Consider the following 22,224-nt stretch of genomic DNA (forward strand, 5'->3'; position numbering starts at 1 on the left):
GTCCCCAATGAGTGCCCTGCTAGCCGATGGCATTTTTGAGTTCGGCGCGGCGCTTTTAAGTCTGTCCCCAATGAGTGCCGCTAGCCGATGGCGTTTTTGAGTTCGGCACGGCGCTTTTTCATGCCGGCCATGACGGCGTTGCGCAGCTCGGGCATGCGCGCGGTATCCATCTGGGGCACGCCCTCGAGCTTATAGGGAATACCCAGTTGCTCGTACTTGACGACACCCATCGTGTGATACGGCAGCATCTCCAGGCCCACCACGTTATGCCACGGGGCAATCAGGCGGCCGAGCGCTTCGCACTCCTCCACCGTGTCGGTAATGCCCGGCACCACCACATGTCGAATAACGACCCTAATCTTGCGACGGGCAAGCTCATCGCCAAACGCCAGGATGCGCGCAGGATCGCAGCCGGTCAGCTTTTTATGCTCAACCGGATCGGCATGCTTGATGTCGAGCAGCACCATATCGGTCTCGTTGAGCACAGCATCGAACTTCTCCGGATGCTTGGGATCAAACGCATAGCCGCAGCTGTCTAGGCAGGTATGCACGCGGCCATCGGGGTTGTTGTGCATTGCACGGAACAGGTCGGCCAAAAACTCAGGCTGCAGGAGCGGCTCGCCGCCCGAAACCGTAATTCCGCCGCTACGGTAAAACTCATGGTTACTCTGGAACTCGTCCATCAGGTGCTCGACGGTCACCATCGTGCCGCCGTTAACAGACCAGGTATCGGGATTGTGACAATACGCACAGCGCATAGGACAGCCCTGGACAAACACCACAAAGCGAATGCCGGGACCATCGACCGTCCCCATCGTCTCGATCGAATGCACGCGACCCAGGGCATACGCAGAGTCCTCGGGATGAGCATCCACACCCTCAAGCGTCATCTCAGCCATTCCCGCAACCTTGCCTCTCTTTGGTTTTTGTCAATTAAAATGCCAGAGCCATTCTAGCCCATACGCCTGATGGCGAAACGGTTTAGCGGTCAATTAGATCGTCCTATTTGACTCCACGCAAAAGCGGCGGGAAGGTTGTCACAACCCGCTCGCCGCCGAAGCAATAGAAATCGATAGACGCCAGGCCCTACGCCTTAAGCGTAAGCACCGCGCCAAAGGCGGTCGGGCCGCAGTGGCTCGAGATGACGCCGCCGACCTGAGTCCAGGTGATGTCCTTAAAGCCCAGGTCGTGCGCATAGACTTCCATATCGTCCCGCAGCTCCTCGGAAAGGCCCACTGAATACGCCAAACCAATGTGCGAGTAATCAATATCGCCCTTCGCAACCATGTGGTCAATAAAGGCACGGGCGCATTTGAGCATAGAGCCGCGGAGCTTCTTGGTCGCCACGAACTTGCCGCCCGTTACCTCAATGCAGGGCTTAATCTTGAGCAGATGGGCACCGAGGAATGCCACGTTGGACAAACGACCGCCGGCCTTAAGGAAGGCGAGATCGGTGGGGACAAAGCCCAACAGCACGCGGTCCATAACGGAATTGGTAAAGGCGAAAATTTCGTCAACGGTGGCATCGGGATGAGCCTCGATGTATTTGGCAGTCTCGACGACAACGAGCGACTGGCCTACCGAGACAAAGCGCGTGTCCATGGAGAACACGTAGTCTCGACCCTTGGCGGCAATTTTCGAGGACTGATGCGAACAGGTCGTAACCTCGGAATAGGCAAGATGCAGAATAGTCGCGTCGGGTTGCTCAGCATGGATGCGGTCGTACACATGCGCAAAATCCGCTGGCGAACAGCCACTGGTCTTGGGCATCACGCCAAACTCGTTGCAGCGCGAGTAAATCTCAAGCGGGTCGATCGATCCGTCTTCGACGGTCTCGTCACCAATCGTGACATGCATGGGCACGCGCACGATGCCATAGCGCTCGCAGAGCTCCGGCGTCACATCCGAACCAGACTCAACCACGATTACGTACTTGCCCATTATCATCACAACCCATCTCGACGTTGGCTTTTGAATATGTGACGCACGTCCGCCGTCCTGCTGCAGAACGGCCTCCAAGCGCCAAAGAGACGCCGCCCCTTGCACACAACAAAGGACAGCGTCTCCCTGGAAAAATCCGTGCTTATCTGAGATTCTACACGGTTTATTAAGGAGTGTTACTTATTCCGCAAACGGTAGCTATACGCGATAAACGGTAGCAAGCAAGTATCCAGAACGCTCAACCCATTAGGAGAGTTCCGCCTAAAGGGTGACTACACAGGACCCCGCCGGGCCGCTTTGGGTTACTTTCCAAAACATTCCGCAGGACGCAAAGGGCTCCGCCGCGCGAAGCGCACAGCGGAGCCCTTTGCATGTCCGAGGACGTTTTGGAAAGTAACCCAAAGCGGCCCGGCAATCCTGCAGGAGTTAAACCCCTTTAGAACTTGTTGTGGAAGGTACGCGAAATGACCTCGTCCTGCTGCTCCTTGGTGAGCGTGTGGAAGTTCACGGCATAGCCGGAAACGCGAATGGTCAGCTGCGGGTACTTCTCGGGGTGAGCCTGAGCGTCGAGCAGCGTCTCACGGTTGAAGACGTTGATGTTCAGGTGGTGGCCACCCTTCTCGGCGTAAGCGTCGAGCATGTGGACCAGGTTATCGGCCTGAGTCTCGGAAACTTCAGAAACCTTCATAATGTGTCTCCTTCGATTGATAGGCGCCGGCCGAAACCGGCGCGCTAATCAGTAATCGTTATTGTTAGTATAGCACTAACAATAGTTACTCGCCCAGCTGATCAAGGTCGATATCGCCAAAGAACACCTGGTCCTCCTTGCCGAGCGCACTCGGGATGATGGAGAAGGTGTTAGAGATGCCGTCCTGAGCATCGCGGAACGGGAGCTTGGAAACCGAAGACAGCGAAGCGATGGCGCCGTGGCTATCGCGCTTGTGCATGGGGTTAGCACCCGGGGCGAACGGCTGGCCAGCCTTGCGGCCGTCGGGCGTGGAGCCGGTCTTCTTACCGTACACGACGTTGGAGGTGATAGTCAGAACCGAGGTCGTGGGCACGGAGTTGCGGTAGGTGTCGTTCATGCGGATGTACTCCATGAACTGGTGCACAACGTCGTGAGCGATCTGGTCGACGCGGTCGTCATCGTTACCGTACTTGGGGAACTCGCCCTCGGTCTCGAAGTCGACGATGATGCCGTTCTCGTCACGGACGGGGTGGACCTTGGCGTACTTGATGGCGGACAGGGAGTCGGCCACGACGGAAAGGCCAGCGATGCCCGTAGCGAACCAGCGATGCACGTGCTTGTCGTGCAGAGCCATCTGGATGCGCTCGTAGCAATACTTGTCGTGCATGTAGTGAATGATGTTCAGCGAGTTGACGTACACGCCAGCGAGCCACTTCATCATGTCGTTGTACTTGGCCACAACGTCGTCGTAATCAAGCGTGTCGCCCTCGACGGCGCGGTACTTGGGGCCGACCTGCTTCTTGGAGACCTCGTCAACACCGCCGTTGAGTGCATACAGCAGGCACTTGGCCAGGTTGGCACGGGCGCCGAAGAACTGCATCTCCTTGCCGATGCGCATGGAGGACACGCAGCAGGCGATGCCGTAGTCGTCGCCGTGATAGACGCGCATGAGGTCGTCGTTCTCGTACTGGATCGAGGAGCTGGCGACGGAAGTCTTGGCGCAGAACTTCTTGAAGTTCTTGGGCAGACGGGTCGACCACAGAACGGTCATGTTGGGCTCGGGGCTGGTGCCCATGTTCTCGAGCGTGTGCAGGTAGCGGTAGCTCATCTTGGTAACGAGCGTACGGCCGTCGACACCCATGCCGCCGATGGACTCGGTGACCCACTGCGGGTCGCCGGTGAACAGGGCCTGGTACTCGGGGGTACGGGCAAACTTGACCATGCGGAGCTTCATGATGAAGTGATCCACGAACTCCTGGATCTGCTCCTCGGTGAAGGTACCGTTGGCAAGGTCGCGCTCAGCGTAGATGTCGATGAACGTAGAGGTACGGCCGATGGACATAGCGGCGCCGTTCTGCTCCTTGACGGCAGCGAGGTAGGCGAAGTACATCCACTGGATGGCCTCCTGCGTGTTGGTAGCAGGGTTGGAAATATCGAAACCATAGGTCTCGGCCATCATCTTGAGCTCGCCGAGGGCGCGGATCTGCTCCTGCAGCTCCTCACGGTCGCGGATGTTGTCGGCGGTCATGACCGTCGGGGTGGAAGCCTTCTGGGCCTCCTTGTCCTTGATCAGGTAGTCGACACCGTACAGGGCGACACGACGGTAGTCGCCGATGATGCGGCCGCGGCCATAGCCATCGGGCAGACCGGTGATGATGTGGGCCGAACGGCAGGCGCGCATCTCGGGGGTGTAGACATCGAAGACGCCGGCGTTGTGGGTCTTGCGCTCGAAGGTGTAGCGCTCGACAACGTTCTCGTCGACCTTATAGCCGTGCTGGCTGGCAGCCTGGCAAGCGATGCGGATACCACCGTTGACGTGCAGCGCGCGCTTGAGCGGCTTGTCGGTCTGGAGGCCGACGATGGTCTCCTTGTCGCGATGGGCGTTATCGATGTAGCCAGCGGGGTGGCTCACGATACCCGTGACGGTCTTGGTGTCCATATCGAGGACGCCGCCCTGCTCGCGCTCCTTGAGCAGCAGGTCGAGAACCTCGCCCCACAGCTCCTTGGTACGCTCGGTCGGACCGGCGAGGAACGACTCGTCGCCCTCGTAGGGGGTGTAGTTCTTCTGGATGAAGTCTCGGACGTCAACTTCTCCCGTCCAGATGCCTTCCTTGAAGCCTTCCCATGCCTCCTGCATTGTGTAACCACGCTCCTAGTTACGTGTAATGCGGCGCTCTCTCACACCGCTGCTTATTGAATTCTTGAATTATCGGCTTGCACTACCGGCTTCTTCCGTTCTTCACCACACATTGGTACAGGGAAAAACGTATGTCCACCTTGGAACTGCAACCCAAAAACCCAAGATTTCACCCGTTTGAGAAGGATAACATAGCCACCCCCTTCATCAGGGCTGTTATATGTTTCTTTTTTTATACCATTAGTGCGTTTTTAACAAATCCGCAGGAAATGCGAGCGCGAACAACTACCGTTCACCGATTTGTTTGGTATTTTTCCTTGCCTTTGCACGACGTTCACTCTAGCTGTTATGCCAGTTTTAGCAGGGTAAAGTGTCCCCGAGACCCCGCAGAAACTGCAGGGCGGCCACGGGATTTCCCCCGGGACCGCCCTGTGGCATGGTTAGTTATTTAGCTTTGATTGCCGCTTGGCATTAGGCGGCTGCGGCGGCCTTGTCGGTCGTTGCCTTGCTGTGGCCCTGACCCTCAAAATGCTTGTAGCACCAGCTGGTGACCAGCGGGGTCAAAATAGCCGTAACGATTGCGCAGGCAGCGACCTGTGCCGTGGCCGTTGCGAGCACCGCACCGCCGTACATGGCCCCGTTGACGCTTGCCATGGCAGCAGGCGTGGCCACATTGGCTCCGGCGCAGCTCGAAATGGCCGCACCTGCGACACCTGTACCGCCCGTGAGCTTATCGACCGCGATGACGGGAATTGCAAAGACCACCGAGCAGATCACGCCGAGCAGAATACCGGGAAGACCGCCATTAATGAGCTGGCCAAAAGTCATGGTCGAGCCCATGGCAAAGAAGACGAGCACGATGACGGCGGAAAGTGCCGGTGCCATCATCTTCTTAAAGCTGGGGAAGAGGTTGCCCAGAATAATGCCGACGACGATCGGCAGGATGGCACCCACGAGCGACCAGCCGATCGGGGCCTGGCCGGCAGCGCCGAGCACGATCATCGTGACCGGAGGGCCGACAACCAGCGTGGTGATTGCGACGGCACCACGTTCAGCCTCATTGCCCATGGTGCCCATCAGTCCAGCGTACATAGCGTTGTTCGCACCCGTGCAAGCGGCCAGCATCACCATGGCCGAGATACCAAACAGGTTGTCGTTGAACACATAAAGGATGAGCAGCGACACGGCAACGACCACGATCTGCTTGACGGCGATGATGATGGCGCCGCGGGCAGCGGCGGCAGGAGCGCTCTTAAACGAAATCGTCGTACCGACGATGAGCAAAAAAGCGCCAACAAGCGGGCCTGCGCCCTGCTGGGTCATGCCGAGCGTAAAGCTGCCGAGCGTTTTGAACAGGTCGGGGAACAGCGTGTTGAGCAGGCAGCCCAACAAAAGCGGCACCAAAATATTGGCACCCGGGATGGAGGACATCTTAAAGAACGGCTCCTTTGCCGCCGGCGCCTCCACCGCAGTCGATTCACTCATATATATCTCCTTTGGATGCATGCGAATCGTAGCCGCACGCGCCTTTGTCAGAAAGAAGGCGACGGTCCCGAGTCGCAGGAGCCGTCGCCGAATTAACGTCGCGGGGTATTACCCGTCCAGAACGATGCCACCGTCGCAGTCACCGATCTCGCCGTTCACGAAGCTAGCGAGGTCGGAAGCGAAGAAGAGCACCATCTGCGCAGGCTCGCTGGCCTGGGCGGCGCGGCCCAGAGGAATACCGTTGATGATGCGCTGAGAGTTCTCGTCAGAGAGAATCGAGGTCATATCGGTAAGGGTGAGCGACGGGCACACGGCGTTGCAGCGGACGCCAAACTTGCCGCCTTCCTTGGCGACTGCCTTGGTTAGACCGTTAACACCGGCTTTGGAGCTGGCGTAGGCAGCGGTGCCGAGCAGGCCGCCGCCGATCTTGCCAGCAACAGAGCTCACGTTGACGATAGTGCCGGCATGGGCCGCCTTAAAGTGCGGGTACACGGCGTTCATCATGGTAAAGGTGCCGTTGAGGTTGATGTCGATGGTGCGACGCCACTCAGTGTCATCGATCTCGTCGAACTTCTTGGTGCTGATAACGCCAGCGCAGTTGATCAGGATGTTGGTTTGCGGCAGGTCCGTAAAAATCTGCTCGACGGTCTCACGCGCCTTGGGCGCATCGGCAACATCGAGCTGATAGAACTTGTTGCCCTCGCCAAGCTCGGCCACAGCGGCCTCGCCCTTAGCAGCGTTCCTTGCGATGAGCGCGACGTGTCCGCCGCCCGCGACGATGCCCTTGGCGATCTCGAGGCCAATGCCCTGAGTGCCACCCGTGACAATCGCGGTCTTGCCCGTGAAGTCAAATGCCATGACTCCATCCCCCTTTATATAAGGTGTCTCCTTGCGGGAAGTTGGAGCATCGCACGTGGCGATAAATGAGTCCCAGTCGTCATGGTGGTGACAACCCCTCGCCTAACCGCGTGCATGATAATTCTTTGAAACGCTACAATTATTGAATGATTTTAAGTCTTTATGCGCTCTTTATATTGACTGGCAGTCACGTAGATTTTTGGAACATGCCTCAAAATCTGCCGGTTAGGGCGTGCGTACGTGGGTATCATCTTTCACCGAAAATAGTTTCTAGTGTTAGGGGTTTTCGGTGGAAGATACCGATTTCCATGAGCTCGGGCGTCAGCTCTTAACTGAGTTTGGCAGCATGCATCAGCGCATTTCGCGCTTTGCGGACAAAGCTCTCGGCGGCGAGATGGCTGTCATGCGCGCTCTCATGCTCGCTGGCGGCTCGCTCACGCCGAGCGAACTCGCTGATCGCGCCTGGGTCTCGAACGCCCGCATCGCCAATATCCTACGCGCTCTCGAAGCCAAGGGCTGGGTTGAGCGTGAGCACTCAAAGACCGACCGTCGTCGCGTACACGTCACGGTGACCGACAAGGGATTCCATGATCTCGAAATCAAACGTCGGGAATTCGAGAACCGCACTGCGGCTTTCCTCGAGCAGCTCGGCGAAACAGATACCCAAGAGATGGTGCGTCTTCTAAGGCGTGCCAACGAAATTATCGACCGTAATCAAGAAAGGAGAGATGCCGAGTGAGGATTCTCAAGCTCTTTAAAAAGCATGTCCTGGCACTGTTCGCAGCTATCGTGCTTATCGTAATCAGCTGCAACGCCGATCTGGCGCTGCCTACCTACATGAGCGACATCGTCGACGTGGGCGTGCAGCAAGGCGGCATCGCCTCGCCCGTGCCCGACACCATCCGCGCCGAATCGCTCGACGACCTCGAACTCTTTATGAGCGCCAAGGACGCCAAGGCTGTGGAGGCCGTGTTTAGCAAGGCTGACAAAAACGACATTCGAACGTACAAGGGCACCGAGGAAGAGCGTGCCGATGGAGGCAAGATTGCCGACATTATGAGCCTGCCCGAGACTGTCGTTCTTTCGCTCAACCAGGGCATTGACGCCGACTCTATGGGCGACATGATGGGCTCGTCCAGCGAGAAAGACAGCAACGCTGCCCAGGCCATGCCCACCCCCGAGCAGATGGCGGCGATGACGCCCGAGCAGCTCGCCGAGATGCAGCAGAAGGCCGTAGCGGCGCAGAACATGCAAAAGCAGATTGATGCCGACGGCGGTAAGATCACCATGAAGAGCCTGCGCCTGGGTGTCGAGGGCGGTCTGGTAGACCAAAGCAAGCTCGTCGAGGGCGCCAACCAAATGGCGGACAAAATGGGCTCCATGTCGGGCTCCATCGTGACCCAGCGCGCCGTGAGCTATGTACAGGACGAGTACAAGGCGCAGGGCATCGACCCCGCTGACGTGCAGAACGCCTACCTGAGCCGCATAGCGACCACGATGTTTGGTCTGTGCCTGATCTCGCTTGTCGCCACCATCCTGACCGGCGCCGTGGCTTCGCGCACCGCCTGTTCCATCGCCCGCGACCTGCGCCGCGAGACCTTCAACAAGGTTATGCACTTCTCGCCGGCCGAAGTGGGCAAGTTTAGCCAGGCCTCGCTCATCACTCGCTGCACCAACGACATTCAGCAGATTCAGATGGCGGCAACCCTGTTTATCCGCATGTGCCTGATGGCCCCCGTCATGGGCGTCGTCGCCGTCATGCGCGTCCTGGCCAACCACACCGGCCTGGAGTGGACCATCGCCGTGGCCATCATCGCGGTGTCGGCCGTCGTCGGCGTGCTCATGGGCCTCACCATGCCCAAGTTCAAAATGATGCAGAGCTTTGTGGACCGCGTGAACCTTACCGCCCGCGAGCTGCTCGACGGTCTTATGCCCATCCGCTCGTTCAACCGCGAGGAGCATGAGCTCGAGCGCTTTGACCAGGCGTCCCTCGACCTGATGACCACGCAGCTCTACACCAACCGAGCCATGAGCTTTATGATGCCGCTCATGATGCTCGTCATGAACTGCATCACCGTGCTTATCGTCTGGTTTGGTGCGCAGGGCGTGTCCGACGGCGTGATGCAGGTCGGCAACATGATGGCGTTTATCTCCTACACCATGCAGATCGTCATGGCGTTTATGATCCTCACCATGGTGTCGGTCATCCTACCCCGTGCCGAGGTCGCAGCCGAGCGCGTGGAAGAGGTCATCACTTGCCCCACGAGCATCAACGACCCCGTCTCGCCTAAACTGCCCGCGGCCAGCGCTCCGCGCGGTGAGCTCACCTTCCGCGACGTGAGCTTCCAGTATCCCGATGCCCGCGCCGATGTCATCAGCGGCGTGAACTTCACCACGCATGCCGGTCAGATGCTCGGCATCATTGGCTCCACAGGCTCGGGCAAGTCCACGCTTGTGCAGCTCATCCCGCGCCTGTACGACGTCACCGGCGGCAGCATTACGCTCGACGGCGTCGATGTGCGCGATATGACCCTTTCCGAGCTACGCCGCCGCATTGGCTATATCCCGCAGCAGGGACGCCTGTTCTCGGGCACCGTCGAGAGCAACCTCAAGTTTGCCGGCGACATGGTGAGCGATGACGACATGCGCCAGGCGGCACACATCGCCCAGGCCGAGGACTTTATCGCCGAGCGTGAGGGCGGTTACAACTCCCCCATCAGCCAGGGCGGCTCCAATGTTTCGGGCGGTCAGCGCCAGCGTCTGGCCATCGCCCGCGCCCTGGCCAAAAAGCCCGAGGTCGTGGTGTTCGATGACTCGTTTAGCGCCCTCGACTACAAGACCGACGCGCGCCTGCGCGAGGAGCTGGCCAAAAACGTTACCGACGCCGCACTCGTGGTCGTGGCCCAGCGCATCGCGACCATCATGCACGCCGACCAGATCATCGTGCTCGACGACGGCCACGTAGTGGGCACCGGCACGCACGAGGAGCTGCTGCGCAGCTGTCCGGCGTACCTGGAGATTGCACAGTCGCAGCTTTCCGCCGAGGAGCTGGGGCTTACCCAAGAAGAAATTGCAGCCGTCATGGAAGGAGGCGAGCGCTAATGGCAGACGAGACCAAGACTCAGATTCCCAAGCCCACCCGTCAGCGTGGCCCCATGGGCCGCATGGGCGGCATGCGTCGCGGCGAAAAGGCCAAGGACTTTAAGGGCACCATGAGGCAGCTGCTCGGCTATATCGGCCAGCACAAGATTGCCGTGTTTGCCGCCGTCGCCTTTGCCGTGTGCTCGGTCATCTTTAACATTGTGGGGCCCAAGGTGCTCGGCCAGGTTACGACCAAACTGTTCGAGGGCCTGGTTGCCAAGGTCAACGGCACCGGCGATGTTGACTTTGATTGGATCGCCAAGACGCTCGGCTTTTTGCTCTGCCTGTATCTGGCAAGCTCTGTTTGCAGCCTCATCCAGGGTTGGCTCATGACCGGCGTCACACAAAAGATTTGCTACCGCATGCGCAAGGAGATTGCCGCCAAGATTGCCGTCGTGCCGATGAGCTACTTTAACGGCCACAGCAAGGGCGACGTGCTCAGCCGCATCACCAACGACGTCGATACGCTGGGTCAGTCGCTCAACCAGAGCGTGACGCAGCTTATCACGTCGGTGACGCAGATTATCGGCGTGCTCGTCATGATGCTGTCGATCAGTCTGCCGCTTACCGGCGTCACCGTGCTCACGCTGCCGGCTGCCGCGATTATCCTGACCGTGATGATTCACTTCTCGCAGCCGTACTTCCGCGAGCAACAGCAAGTCCTGGGCGCCGTCAACGGCATTATCGAGGAGGACTTTGCCGGCCAGAACGTTATTCAGGTGTTCGACCGCGCCGAAGCCTCAATCGAGGAGTTCGACCGTCAAAACGACCGCCTCTTTATTAGCGGCTGGCGCTCGCAGTTCCTGTCGGGCCTGATGATGCCGCTTATGAGTCTGGTGGGCAACATGGGCTACGTGGGCGTCGTCGTGGTAGGCGCGCAGCTCGCGCTGACCGGCAATGCCACGCCCGGCGACATCCAGAGCTTTATCCAGTACGTTCGCAACTTTACGCAGCCGGTGCAGCAGCTGGGCAACGTGAGCAACACGATGCAGTCGATGGCCGCCGCAACCGAACGCGTCTTTGAGTTCTTGGCTGCGCCCGAGGAGGAGCAGAAGGCCGACGCGCAGATTCCCGAGAAGCGCCCCGGCCACGTGGAGTTCGACCACGTCAAGTTTGGCTACACGCCCGACAAGACCATCATCCACGACTTTAGCTGCGAGGCGCAGCCCGGTCAGACCATCGCCATCGTCGGCCCCACCGGCGCCGGCAAGACCACGCTCATTAAGCTGCTGCAGCGCTTTTACGATGTGGACGGCGGTTCGCTGCGCGTCGAGGGCGTCGACGTGCGCGACTGGGACCGCGCGGCGCTACGCGGCGAGTTTGCCATGGTGCTGCAGGATACCTGGCTGTTTAATGGCACCATCCGCGAGAACATCCGCTACGGACGTCCCGATGCGAGTGATGCCGAGGTCGAAGCCGCTGCACGCGCCGCGCGCTGCGACCACTTTATCCATACGCTCGCCGGCGGTTACGACTTTATGATCAACGAGGAGGGCACCAACCTCTCACAGGGCCAGCGCCAACTCGTGACCATCGCCCGCGCCATTTTGGCCGACCGTCCGGCGCTGATTTTGGACGAGGCGACTTCCAACGTCGATACCCGCACCGAGGAGCTTATTCAGCGCGCCATGGATGCGCTGATGCAGGGCCGCACGAGCTTTGTCATCGCGCACCGCCTGTCCACAATCCGCAACGCCGACGTAATCTTGGTGATTCGCGACGGCGACATCGTCGAGAAGGGCACGCACGACGAGCTGCTCGCCCAAGGCGGCTTCTACGCCGACCTGTACAACTCGCAGTTCGACGAGGCGGCGTAAAACCGGCGGCAAACAACCGCAATACCCAAAAACGGGGGCGCAGAATGAACTGCGCCCCCGTTTTTTGTTCTGCGGCCCTCGAAACGCCTCCCCTGGGACCTGATTGACGCCCTCCCTCAAGGCCCCGTGGACAAAAAATGGCAAATATGAGTACTGTCACCTTTTTAATAACAGCCAAAACTGCCCCAAACGACCTCTTTGCGGCCTAGATATGCCTTCAAATTGATCAAAATGCCCGGTAGCATGCTTCTGTGTGCCAACGTTAATGAACATATTTACTGTTGTGTCTATTATCTTGTAAGATCGATATGATACTACGCTAGCAACAGTACTCATATTTGCCGTTTTTTGTCCACAGGGTATGCCGCAGAAGATCCAACTTGCTCCACCGTGCCGTACGCTGGCCCTCCCCTTCCGGCGAGCGCCGACATTTCCCCAGATAAAACCGACCAAAATAAACCTGTCCCTTTTCGGCAGGTTTCGCTTGCACTTTAGCGTGCGACAGCGGATAATGCCGAGCATTCGAGAATTCGCCAATTGTTGCCGTTAATTGATAAAGGAGGCCCCATATGGCCATGGAATTCAAGCGCAGGTTGCCGATCCCCATGGAGATCCGCGAGGAAATGCCGCTTTCCGCCGAGCTTACCGCCAAAAAGCAGGCATTCGACGCCGAGGTCGCCAAGGTCTTTACCGGCGAGGACGCACGCAAAGCGCTCATCATCGGCCCGTGCTCTGCCGACCGCGAGGACTCGGTGCTTGAGTACATGAACCGACTGGCCAAGGTCGCCGAAGAGGTCAAGGACAAACTCATCATCATTCCGCGCGTCTACACCAACAAGCCGCGCACCAAGGGCACTGGCTACAAAGGCCTGCTGCACAACCCCGACCCCGAGGCGCCCGATGACCTGCTTGAAGGCGTTAAGGCCATCCGCCACATGCACCTGCGCGTCATCGAGGAGACTGGCTTCTTTACCGCCGACGAGATGCTCTACCCGTCCAACTACCAGTACCTCGTCGACCTGCTGAGCTACGTTGCCGTGGGCGCGCGCTCGGTCGAAAACCAGGAGCATCGCCTGGTGTCGAGCGGCATTTCGGTGCCCGTCGGCATGAAAAACCCCACCGCCGGTTCCACCACCGTCATGCTTAACTCCATCTACGCCGCCCAGGCACATCAAAGCTTCATCTTCCGCAACTGGGAGGTTGAGTGCGACGGCAACCCGCTCGCACACGCCGTCATGCGTGGCTACATCGGTCTCGACGGTCGCACCTACCCCAACTACCACTACGAGCACCTGGAGCGCCTGGCCGAGCGCTATACCGAGCATGCCGGCTACGCCAACCCGGCGGCGGTCATCGACTGCAACCACGACAACTCGGGCAAGCGCCCGCTGGAGCAGTACCGCATTTGCAAGGAGGTGCTCGACAGCTGCCGCCGCAACGAGTCCATCTCCAAGCTGGTCAAGGGCTTTATGATCGAGTCCTACCTGGAGGATGGCAATCAGCCAGTCGATGGCGGCGTCTTTGGCAAGTCGATCACCGACCCGTGCCTGGGCTGGGAAAAGACCGACTACCTCATCCACGAGATCGCGGAGCGGGTGTAGGTTACGGCGTTTTACCAAACGCCGTAACCAGCCGACGCTGCAAACCCGCCAGAGCGGCAATCTGCCTTTCAGCTTCGACGGCATGACCAAAAGGTCAATGCCGCCTCGCTTCAAGGCACCTTGCTCGCTCTGACGGGTTTTCGCTGACGTTTTTATACCAGCATCGTTACCAAAGCTGGCACTTGGGGACGCTCCTTTTGGGGTAGTCGTTGGGGACGTTCTTTAATGACTGGTCGTTTAAGAACGTCCCCAACGACTACCCAGAATGAGAGTGGATAATCTCCCGTTTTTGGCCTATACCAGCGCCAAAAGTGGGAGATTATCCACTCTCATCGAGCAAGTGTCCGAAAATCCGCCCTCATTCCTTCTTAGGGCCCTCCGTCCCCGAGGTATCGTGGCTCGTCTGCCGAATGATTGATGCGGGCGCTCTGCGGCCATGTCACACTCAGAGGTGGCCTGACCCAACTTGGAAGGAGCCTCCATGAGCCTTGACAACGTAACCCTGCGCGCCGCCACGCTCGATGACCTGGCCGGCATCGCCGCCATCTACAACCAGCTGTGGTGCAACACGCTGCGCAACCGCGGCGACGTCGAAGCTGCCGATTTCTGCGCGCGCTTTAACATCGCCATGCAGCTGCAGCGCTCCCCCATCGCACTCGTCGCCGAGACCGAGGGCCGCATTATCGCCGCCTGCTGCATCGGCATCTTCGAGGACGGCAAGCCGCGCACCAATCCCACGTGGGAGCCCTGCTATAACGAGATGTTCGCCCAGGCAACCGAGATGGCAAAGACCGCCGATGCCAAGCTCGAGGGCTCGCTCTTTGGAGACAGCCGCGAAAAGGCCACAGCGGATCGCTTTGCCGCCACAGGCAACGAATATGCCCAGGGTCAGCTCAACTTGATTATCATTGTGCCTGAATGGCAGGGCAAGGGACTCGGCCGCGAGCTCATCGACCTTGCGCGCGCCGAGCTCGCCAAGGCAGGCTGCACCAAATTCTTTCTGATGAGCGACTGCAACTCCGACTGGCAGTTTTACGAGCACCTCAACATGAAGCGCATCCTAGAGGACCACAGCCAAGACACCGGTGACGGATTTATCGTCTATATGTACGGAGGCACGCTCTAAGTACCCCTTCAATCAAGGTGCGCCGGGCACCCGGCCCTTGGCCTCTGCCCAGGAATAACCCAGGGGGCCGGACCGCCCGTCCCTAAACCTGCCCGACAGCGCGATATCTCGTCGCCCGAGCGCGCCCCTCTTTAACGAGTGCGCCTTCCTCAAGCAAACCGTTGATAACCCGCAGCGTCACGTCGCGCCCAGTTCCCAGAGCGTCCGAAGCATCCTGGCGCGTAAAACCGCGGGGCCGCTCAAGGGCAAAGCGAATCAAGGCGCGAGCGTATCCACCACGTCGCTCGTCCGAGACATCCTGTAGCATCGCGGACGCCTTGCACGCAACATCAAAGCCAAGCTCCTCCACGAGCTTGGCACGCACCTCGTGGCCGCAGTCGCCATTCATCGACACGTGCCCCTCTCGCTGCGCTCGCACGGATGCAAACGCCTGCGAAACATCGGGCGGCAGCGCCCCTTCCCGCTCGAGCTGCTCATAATCGCTGTAATCCCCACGCAAGTTGGGACCGCTATTGCCACGAGGCGTCAGATAGGAATTGCGCACGGCGTTGACGTTGGGCAGCGACAACCTAAACATTGCAGGGTAGGCGCAGACTTCGGGTTCCAACCCTTCCGCCTCATAGAGCGCACGGATCCCCTTGAGGCCCGTTCCAAACGCCTCAACCATCCCCAGACGCAAAAAGAGCAGTTGCAGCTTTGGATTCCGAGCGTCCGAGCCGCCCGCAAGCGCCTCCTCGACGCTGATGTGCTGCGGCCCTCCCGCATTGGTAAATTCAAGCGCCGTACGGCTCATCTTGATAAGAGACGCCACCGAAGATTCGTAGTCGCGATGGATAAACAGGTTCAGAATTCCCTCTCGAACAGCCTCGCGGGGATAGTCGTCCTTATCTATGCGATCGAGCCTTCCCGGCACAAAGTACATACGCGTTGCGTTCGATATATTGAGGAACCGTTCGATATCCTCTATCTGCCTGAAGATCGAGCCCTCGCCATCCTGACGGTCGATAAACTCGGTATACGCATCGTCGTTGAAGAGGCCAGCGCGGACTGCAAAGGGGTTTTGGTCAGAGACCAGCAGTGCCAAATTGGTGTAAAAGCCCAGCTCATCGATAAGGCCGAGATTCTTTTGAGAGGTTTGGTCAAACGTAATCTCCGCGCGCCTAAAGGCCCGCTCGGCTTCAAAAAACGTCAAGCTCTGTTCATGAGAGCGCGCGGTCTCAAAATAATCGCCGTCGGTGCGCTTGATCATCGAGCGGATCTGGGCCATCTCGATGGGCACGTTGGCAGGACCCAGGCGCCGATATACCCCGGCGGGAACAAATCCCTTCGAGCACAGGCAGTACGGCTTGTGAGGACCCGCTTCAACCTCGATTTTCACCAACGCCGCGCCATCGATGTCCAATGCGGAGACCGTCGTGATTTCAGAAACGTCGGGATACACGCCATCGGTTATTGCATTAGAGCATTGAAGCATGGTGGCATCGATATCGTCCACGCCGATGATGCTGCCAAAATCGTCGATTCCGATATACAAGGTACCACCATTTGAATTGGCAAACGCCACCACAGCTTTGAGCAGCTTAGGGGTAAATGTGCACTTGAACTCCACGGTCTCACTTTCAACAAGCTGCATGCTACCCCCTATCATCGACTATCGACGATTCTAGACCAACTATCGACGATAAACAAGGCCCCTGGTACCCTCGCTTAGACCCGAGTGCCAGCGTGCAACGCTGCCCGCCGCACGCAAAAGGGCCCGCCAGCGTGTGCGCCAGCGGGCCCCAGGTCATATCGACACTACCCCGTGTGCCTGCAACCGCCTCTACTTGCAGCGCGCCTTGGGCTGCTGCTGGGTGATGCAGTGGATGTTGCCGCCACCATAGATGACCTCGCGCGTCATGATGCCGATGACCTCGCGATTCGGATAGGCGGCTTGGATATCCTTGAGTGCCTGGGCATCGTTGGGGTCGCCAAACTGTGGCACCAGCACCGCCCCGTTGATGGGCAAGAAGTTGAGGTAGCTGGGCTCAAAGGCGTCCTCGGGAGTACGCGGCAGCACACCCTCGACCGGATCGATGGTCGATGCCTCCTCCTCGGTCATATATACCGAGGTCGCAGGCATAATCACCTTGTGGATCTTGAGCTTGCGGCCACGGGCATCCGTCGTCTCGGAAAGCGTCTTATACGCCTCTTGGCACTCCTTGTAGAACTTATGGTTGGGATCGTCGGTCCACATGCAGCAGACCTCGCCGGGCGCACTAAAGCATGCAACATCGTCCACGTGCCCGTTGGTCTCAAACGGGTCGATGCCGTCCTTGATCCAAATGACCTTCTCGATGCCCAAGTACTCGGCAAGCTTCTCCTCGATCTGCTCCTTGGTGTACTGGGGGTTGCGGTCCTCATTGAGCAGGCACATCTCGGTGGTCACCACGGTGCCCTGGCCGTCGCAGTTAAACGAGCCGCCCTCGAGGATGTAGTCCTCGGGACGATAGCGGTTGACCTGCTCGAGCTGCGCCACCTGCAAGCCGATGCTCGCATCCTTGTCCCACGGGAAATACAGACCGTCGATAAAGCCGCCATACGCGTTAAAGTGGAAGTGCGAGAGTGCCACGTCGCCCTTGTCGTTGACAAGAAACGCCGGGCCGGGGTCGCGGATCCAGGAGTCGTTGTACTCCATGTGGATAACGCGCACGTTTTCAACGCCGTCGAAGATCTCACACACCGCGGGGAAGTCTTCGGTGTTGACGCCCACAGTGATGGGCTGAAAACGTGCAATGGTCTTGATGATCTCGGTAAAGACCTTTTGCGCCGGCTTGGCACCGCAGCGCCACACATCCGAACGATGCGGCCACAAAATCCAGGTGCGCTCCTGCTCCTCGTACTCGCCGGGCATGTAGAATCCGTCCTTCTTTGGCGTAGACTCGCTCTCGTAAATGGTCTTCATGTTGGCTCCTAACGATATGGACGACCCTTTGTGATGACGGCCCCATTGTGCGGCTCCGGAAGCCCACTCTCAATGGGCCTAGGGGACCCTTTCGCCACCCAAAAGGACACCGTTCACTGACCTAAAGTTCTAGTGGCGCGCGAGACGTGTCATACTGACAAAGCCGCATGAAAGGACATCCATGACCAATACCACGCATACCCGCTTTAACCCCGATGAGATCCACGGGAGCCGCTGGTCCGCCCTCAACAAATGCGCCTTATGGATTCATGGCTGCGGCGACTTCGCCACGCTTCAAGCCGGGCTTCTTGATAGAGTTAATCAGGTGATATCGCACCGGGCCTCGATGTTTGATATCGCACGCGCCGGCACACACGGACAGACAGAATTCGTAAGCCCCGTTGCCCGTGGCATGGCAGAAGACCAGCTCGAGAGCTACTACGAACGCTATGCCGCCTTTGACTACACCCTTTGGAGCTTTGACGTTCACAACGTGCATGTTTATCGCGACCTGGACCTCGTGGATGTCGAGCGCCGCAACGCAACGCCCATCTATCAGGAGTGGATGAAGCCGCTCGGCATCTACTATGGCTGCACTGCCACGCTCGCGCACGGGGGCACATCCCTGGGGTCGCTCACGCTGTTTCGCGCACGAGAAGCGGGGGATTTTTCGGACGAAGAGCTCGAAGCCCTACGCCAGCTCGCGCGGCACCTGAGCCTGCGCCTGTACGGGATCCTTGCGCAGAGCACCGCACAGCAAGCTTGCGAGAACCCCTTAGAGGCGCTCATCAGCGAGCTCGAAGTCCTCCCCCGCGAGGCAGAGGTGCTCAAGATGATGCTTGCCGGCAAGACCAACCGCGAAATGGCCGAGGAGCTCTATATCTCGGAGTCGACCGTAAAAAAGCATGTCAACGCCCTCTATCACAAGCTCGGCGTCAAAAACCGCCTGGGCCTCATGGCATTGGTTCGAGAACAATCATAAGCCGGCCTTTAATTTGAAAGTAGCGCTGGTAGATTGCCTATTTGAACCTCGTTGCAAAGAACCGCCGCAGACGCCTTGGGAGCATCTGCGGCGGCTTGCATTAAACAGTCGCTGTCATGTGTCGCAAGCGCGCGTTGGCTACGCGGGAAGCCCGCTCAGGCGCTTGGACTCGTGCGCGGCGAGCGCAATGGAGATGATGCCGGTAATGGCGTCGGCCACCACCAGGGCGATCCACACGCCCTCAACACCCATCATGTTGCCGAGGAGGTACATAAGCGGCACCGAGCAGATCACATAGCGAAGCAGGCCGGTAAACGTGGCGACACCAACCTTCTCGACCGCCTGGAAATATATCGACATGGTCATGGCAAGATAGCCCAGGGCAACAGCCAGGATGACGGTACGCGTGGCGTTGGCGGCAACCTCAACGAGCGCAGGATCGCTGCCGGCAAAGAAGGCGCACACCGGCGTGGCGGCAAGCCAGAGCGCGACGGTGACCAGCGCCAGCGTCACAACCTGGTACTTAAGCGTGCAGGAGAGCGTCTCCTTAAGGCGTGCCCAAGCCTTTGCACCGGCGTTGAAGGCAGCGATGGGCTGCAGGCCATAGGAGAAGCACTGGGCAACCATCATGGTGATGTAGAGGATGTAGCCGTTGATCACGCCAAAGGCTGCGATGTAGAGCGAGCCCATGTCGCCGCCGAGCGAGCCCAAAAGCGAGTTGGCAACTGTGTTAAAGATAAAGGTCGCGCCCTGGACCAGGAAGAACGGGAAGCCGATCTTGAGGATCTGGCCGCAGACGGCGAGGTCGAGCTTAAGGTCGGCCAGGCTAATCTGGAGCTGGGACTTTTTGCCCCCGATGAACCAGAAGATACCGATGGCCCAGATACCGATGGAAAGCCCGTAGTACACGCCGGCGCCCATAACGCCAAACTTGAGCACAAACGTGGAAAGCGCGAGCCAGCAGATGGCGACGATGGCCGAAACGGTCATGAGGTTGGCCTGAATCTGTACTTTCTCGTCCACACGCATCACAGCGGTGACCATCTGGCCAATGACCGTGAGCGGCAGCAGCACGGCGAAGGTGCGCACGCCGGCAACGGTATCGGCCATGATGTCGGGCGTGGCGCCAAAGAATGCGCAGATGGGCTCGGTAAACACGGCCATCACCACAGCAAGCAGCACACTCACAATCGTGGTGAGCCAAAAGCCCTGGCTAAAAGCCTTGCTTGCGCCCTTAATGTCGCCGGCACCCAAAAGGTTGCCCACCACGGCGGGCACGCCGGTGCCAAACAGGTTGCCAAAGGCCAGGTTGATGTACTCGACCGACATGATGATCGAGACGCAGGCCAGGCCGTGGGCACCCAGGCCCCAACCCATCACGAGGCCCTCGAGGACCACCATGATGATCTGGGCGAGCATGCCCTGGCCGGTGACGATGGTGTACTTACGCACCAGGCCGGGAATCGGTTGGGAGGCGAGCTCGCGCTCCTCCTCCACGGCAGCGGTTACTTCTTCTGCCATTGTTCTCCCCTTTCCTTGAGAGAGTAGTGCTGAATGGATGTCAGGCGGCTGACAACTGGCGCCAAGCCGCCCGGCCAAGCGATGGCGCTATGCCTCAAAGACCACCTTGCCGGCGATCATCGTGAGGGCTGCGGTAGCCTCGAGCACCTCTGCCGGCTCGCAGGTAAAGAGATTGCGGTCGAGTACGCAGATGTCGGCTTGCTTGCCGCAGGCGAGTGTGCCGATGCGGTCCTCAGCATGCATAGCGTAGGCAGCGCCGTAGGTGTATGCGCGCAGGGCCTCGGCCATGGTGATTCGCTCCTCGGGGAACCAACCCTCAGGATTAGATCCATCCTCGAGCATGCGGTAGACCGCTCCATAGACTTCCTCCATAGGCTCAAGCCCCACGACCGGAAAGTCGGAGCCCAGATGCACGCAGGCACCGCTCGCGAGCAGGCTATGAATTGGCCACGAGAGCGCCGCGCGCTCGGGACCAACGGCGTCGTCCTTTGCCAAGTCGGCCATATCAAGCAGCATATGCCACGGCTGCATGGCCGGACAGACGCCGAGCTCCGCATAGCGCGGCAAATCCTCAGGTTGAACAGTCTCGTTGTGCTCCATGGAGTGACGACAGCCCATAAGACCGTAACGCTTCTCACCCTCTTCGAAGCAGTCCAGGATAAAGCGTACGGAACGATCGCCTATGGCATGGATGCGCGTGTCGACACCCCACTCAAGCGCTTTAAGGATGGCTTTGCGCACACGCTCCGGTTCCTCAGCCGGCTCGCCACAGGTCTCGGGAGCATTAGCATAGGGCTCGAGCATCCAAGCAGTATGATCGGAACACACGCCGTCAATGAACTGCTTAAAGCCATGCCACTCAACTTGCGTGCCCGGGAAGTCGTATTTCGCCCGAATCTCCTCGAGCGTCATGGCCTCGTTCTCAAAAAGGTCTGTGTACATGAACACGCGCAACGGATGTTCGCCCTTGCGGTTGAGTTCCGCGAGGAATTTATAGGGGTTATCCATGCTCACAAAAGTGGGGTTAACCATGCCGACTGTCGTAATACCGAGAGCGTTGGCACGATGCGCGGTCTTGGCAAAGGAAGCACTAGCCACCTCGGGGGCAGGATTGTATACCTCATCCAAGAAAAGGGCTCCCGCGTTATTCGAGAAGACCCCAGTGGGGTTGCCAGCTTCATCCCTAAGAATCTTGCCGCCTGATGGGTCTGGCGTTTCAGCAGTAATGCCGATTTTCTCGATTGCGCAGGTGTTGGCACTAAACGTGTGCACGTCAACCTGCTGCAAAAAGACCGGACGGTCCGAAATGTACTCATCGATCATTGCTGCCGTAGGCATCTCGGGCACGTCCCACTGGAACTGAATAACCTGATAGCCCACGATCCACTCGTTGTTCGGGTGGTCTTCGGCAAACGCCTGCACGCGTTCCATACACTGCTCAAAGCTTGTGCAATCGATGAGATTGACGGCGAAATCGGGATCGGACACAAAGGCGCCCTGGGCATAGTGAGTGTGTGAGTCGATGATGCCAGGCATGACGAGCTTATCGCCATAGTCGCGCACCTCGGTATCGGGCCCGATAAAAGCGTCGAGGTACTTATCCTCGCCGCACGCAACAATCCTGTCACCTGCGACGGCAACGCCGCCCTTGAACGGGGCCAGCCCGTCACCAGTGAACACAGCATTACTTTTGATGACTAAATCCGCTTTGTCCATATGAGCCTCCTCAGACGTTACAGGACAATGGATGAGCGCCACGATACGACGCGCCCAATCGGTGAGGGAGCATTTGTCGCTCCCTACATGACACGTGCCTACGAGCGGTCGGGAGTCTGTCCAGCGCCCTACGCCCCGTGTCAACACCCATTGACGCACCTCCTGCACAAGCTGCCAAGATGGAAGCGAGCGAACGGACGGGTTAAGCAGGTTTACACGTCTGAGCAGGTATTTTATTGTCAAAGTTTATTGTCGCTTCATTACGCC

The 22,224-nt window shown here is 58.8% G+C and carries 16 protein-coding genes; 6 read left to right on the forward strand and 10 right to left on the reverse strand.

The window, feature by feature from the left end:
- Positions 1–80: 80 nt before the first annotated feature.
- From pflA to CSV91_RS06025, 6 genes are all read right to left on the reverse strand, one after another.
- Complete coding sequence (gene pflA / locus CSV91_RS06000) at positions 81–899, reverse strand: pyruvate formate-lyase-activating protein (protein ID WP_099432170.1); 819 nt, start codon at positions 897–899, stop codon at positions 81–83.
- 187 nt (positions 900–1,086) lie between these two features.
- Positions 1,087–1,941, reverse strand: a complete 855-nt coding sequence (locus CSV91_RS06005) for a DegV family protein (protein WP_099432171.1) — start codon at positions 1,939–1,941, stop codon at positions 1,087–1,089.
- Positions 1,942–2,377: 436 nt separating this feature from the next.
- Positions 2,378–2,629 (reverse strand): autonomous glycyl radical cofactor GrcA3, encoded by a 252-nt coding sequence (grcA3, locus tag CSV91_RS06010; protein WP_055252439.1) that lies wholly within the window; start codon positions 2,627–2,629, stop codon positions 2,378–2,380.
- A gap of 85 nt (positions 2,630–2,714) precedes the next feature.
- Entirely contained in the window at positions 2,715–4,766 is a 2,052-nt protein-coding gene (pflB, locus tag CSV91_RS06015; RefSeq protein WP_099432172.1) for a formate C-acetyltransferase, read from the reverse strand.
- Positions 4,767–5,237: 471 nt separating this feature from the next.
- Complete coding sequence (locus tag CSV91_RS06020; RefSeq protein WP_232049573.1) at positions 5,238–6,251, reverse strand: 2-keto-3-deoxygluconate permease; 1,014 nt, start codon at positions 6,249–6,251, stop codon at positions 5,238–5,240.
- Between the two features lie 108 nt (positions 6,252–6,359).
- On the reverse strand, positions 6,360–7,109 hold the full coding sequence (locus CSV91_RS06025) for an SDR family NAD(P)-dependent oxidoreductase (protein WP_006234857.1): 750 nt from the start codon (positions 7,107–7,109) through the stop codon (positions 6,360–6,362).
- A 289-nt stretch (positions 7,110–7,398) separates the two neighbouring features.
- On the opposite strand from CSV91_RS06025, the gene CSV91_RS06030 reads away from it, so the two are divergent.
- From CSV91_RS06030 to CSV91_RS06050, 5 genes are all read left to right on the forward strand, one after another.
- Positions 7,399–7,848, forward strand: coding sequence for a MarR family winged helix-turn-helix transcriptional regulator (locus CSV91_RS06030; RefSeq protein ID WP_099432174.1), 450 nt, complete (start codon positions 7,399–7,401; stop codon positions 7,846–7,848).
- Positions 7,845–10,211: an ABC transporter ATP-binding protein gene (locus CSV91_RS06035; protein ID WP_099432175.1), complete on the forward strand. Its 2,367-nt coding sequence runs from the start codon at positions 7,845–7,847 to the stop codon at positions 10,209–10,211. Before CSV91_RS06030 ends, CSV91_RS06035 begins: the two co-directional genes overlap by 4 nt.
- Entirely contained in the window at positions 10,211–12,067 is a 1,857-nt protein-coding gene (locus CSV91_RS06040; protein ID WP_099432176.1) for an ABC transporter ATP-binding protein, read from the forward strand. Before CSV91_RS06035 ends, CSV91_RS06040 begins: the two co-directional genes overlap by 1 nt.
- Before the next feature lie 569 nt (positions 12,068–12,636).
- Positions 12,637–13,668: a 3-deoxy-7-phosphoheptulonate synthase gene (locus tag CSV91_RS06045; protein ID WP_099432177.1), complete on the forward strand. Its 1,032-nt coding sequence runs from the start codon at positions 12,637–12,639 to the stop codon at positions 13,666–13,668.
- Positions 13,669–14,149: 481 nt separating this feature from the next.
- A complete protein-coding gene (locus CSV91_RS06050; RefSeq protein ID WP_099432178.1) occupies positions 14,150–14,794 on the forward strand; it encodes a GNAT family N-acetyltransferase in 645 nt (214 codons plus the stop codon).
- A gap of 82 nt (positions 14,795–14,876) precedes the next feature.
- Here CSV91_RS06050 and CSV91_RS06055 read toward each other — a convergent pair whose 3' ends face one another.
- Together CSV91_RS06055 and aguA are read right to left on the reverse strand one after the other, a co-directional pair.
- Positions 14,877–16,427, reverse strand: a complete 1,551-nt coding sequence (locus CSV91_RS06055) for an RNA-binding domain-containing protein (RefSeq protein WP_172622457.1) — start codon at positions 16,425–16,427, stop codon at positions 14,877–14,879.
- Positions 16,428–16,616: 189 nt separating this feature from the next.
- On the reverse strand, positions 16,617–17,738 hold the full coding sequence (aguA, locus tag CSV91_RS06060) for an agmatine deiminase (RefSeq protein ID WP_099432180.1): 1,122 nt from the start codon (positions 17,736–17,738) through the stop codon (positions 16,617–16,619).
- Positions 17,739–18,084: 346 nt separating this feature from the next.
- On the opposite strand from aguA, the gene CSV91_RS06065 reads away from it, so the two are divergent.
- Positions 18,085–18,720, forward strand: coding sequence for a helix-turn-helix transcriptional regulator (locus tag CSV91_RS06065; RefSeq protein WP_157758002.1), 636 nt, complete (start codon positions 18,085–18,087; stop codon positions 18,718–18,720).
- 138 nt (positions 18,721–18,858) lie between these two features.
- On the opposite strand, the gene CSV91_RS06070 is transcribed toward CSV91_RS06065, so the two are convergent.
- Together CSV91_RS06070 and CSV91_RS06075 are read right to left on the reverse strand one after the other, a co-directional pair.
- Positions 18,859–20,241, reverse strand: coding sequence for an MATE family efflux transporter (locus CSV91_RS06070; protein WP_099432182.1), 1,383 nt, complete (start codon positions 20,239–20,241; stop codon positions 18,859–18,861).
- Between the two features lie 87 nt (positions 20,242–20,328).
- Positions 20,329–21,957: an amidohydrolase gene (locus CSV91_RS06075; RefSeq protein ID WP_099432183.1), complete on the reverse strand. Its 1,629-nt coding sequence runs from the start codon at positions 21,955–21,957 to the stop codon at positions 20,329–20,331.
- Between the last annotated feature and the right edge of the window lie 267 nt (positions 21,958–22,224).

The sequence above is a fragment of the Collinsella aerofaciens genome (assembly GCF_002736145.1).
In the GTDB taxonomy this organism is placed as follows: domain Bacteria; phylum Actinomycetota; class Coriobacteriia; order Coriobacteriales; family Coriobacteriaceae; genus Collinsella; species Collinsella aerofaciens_A.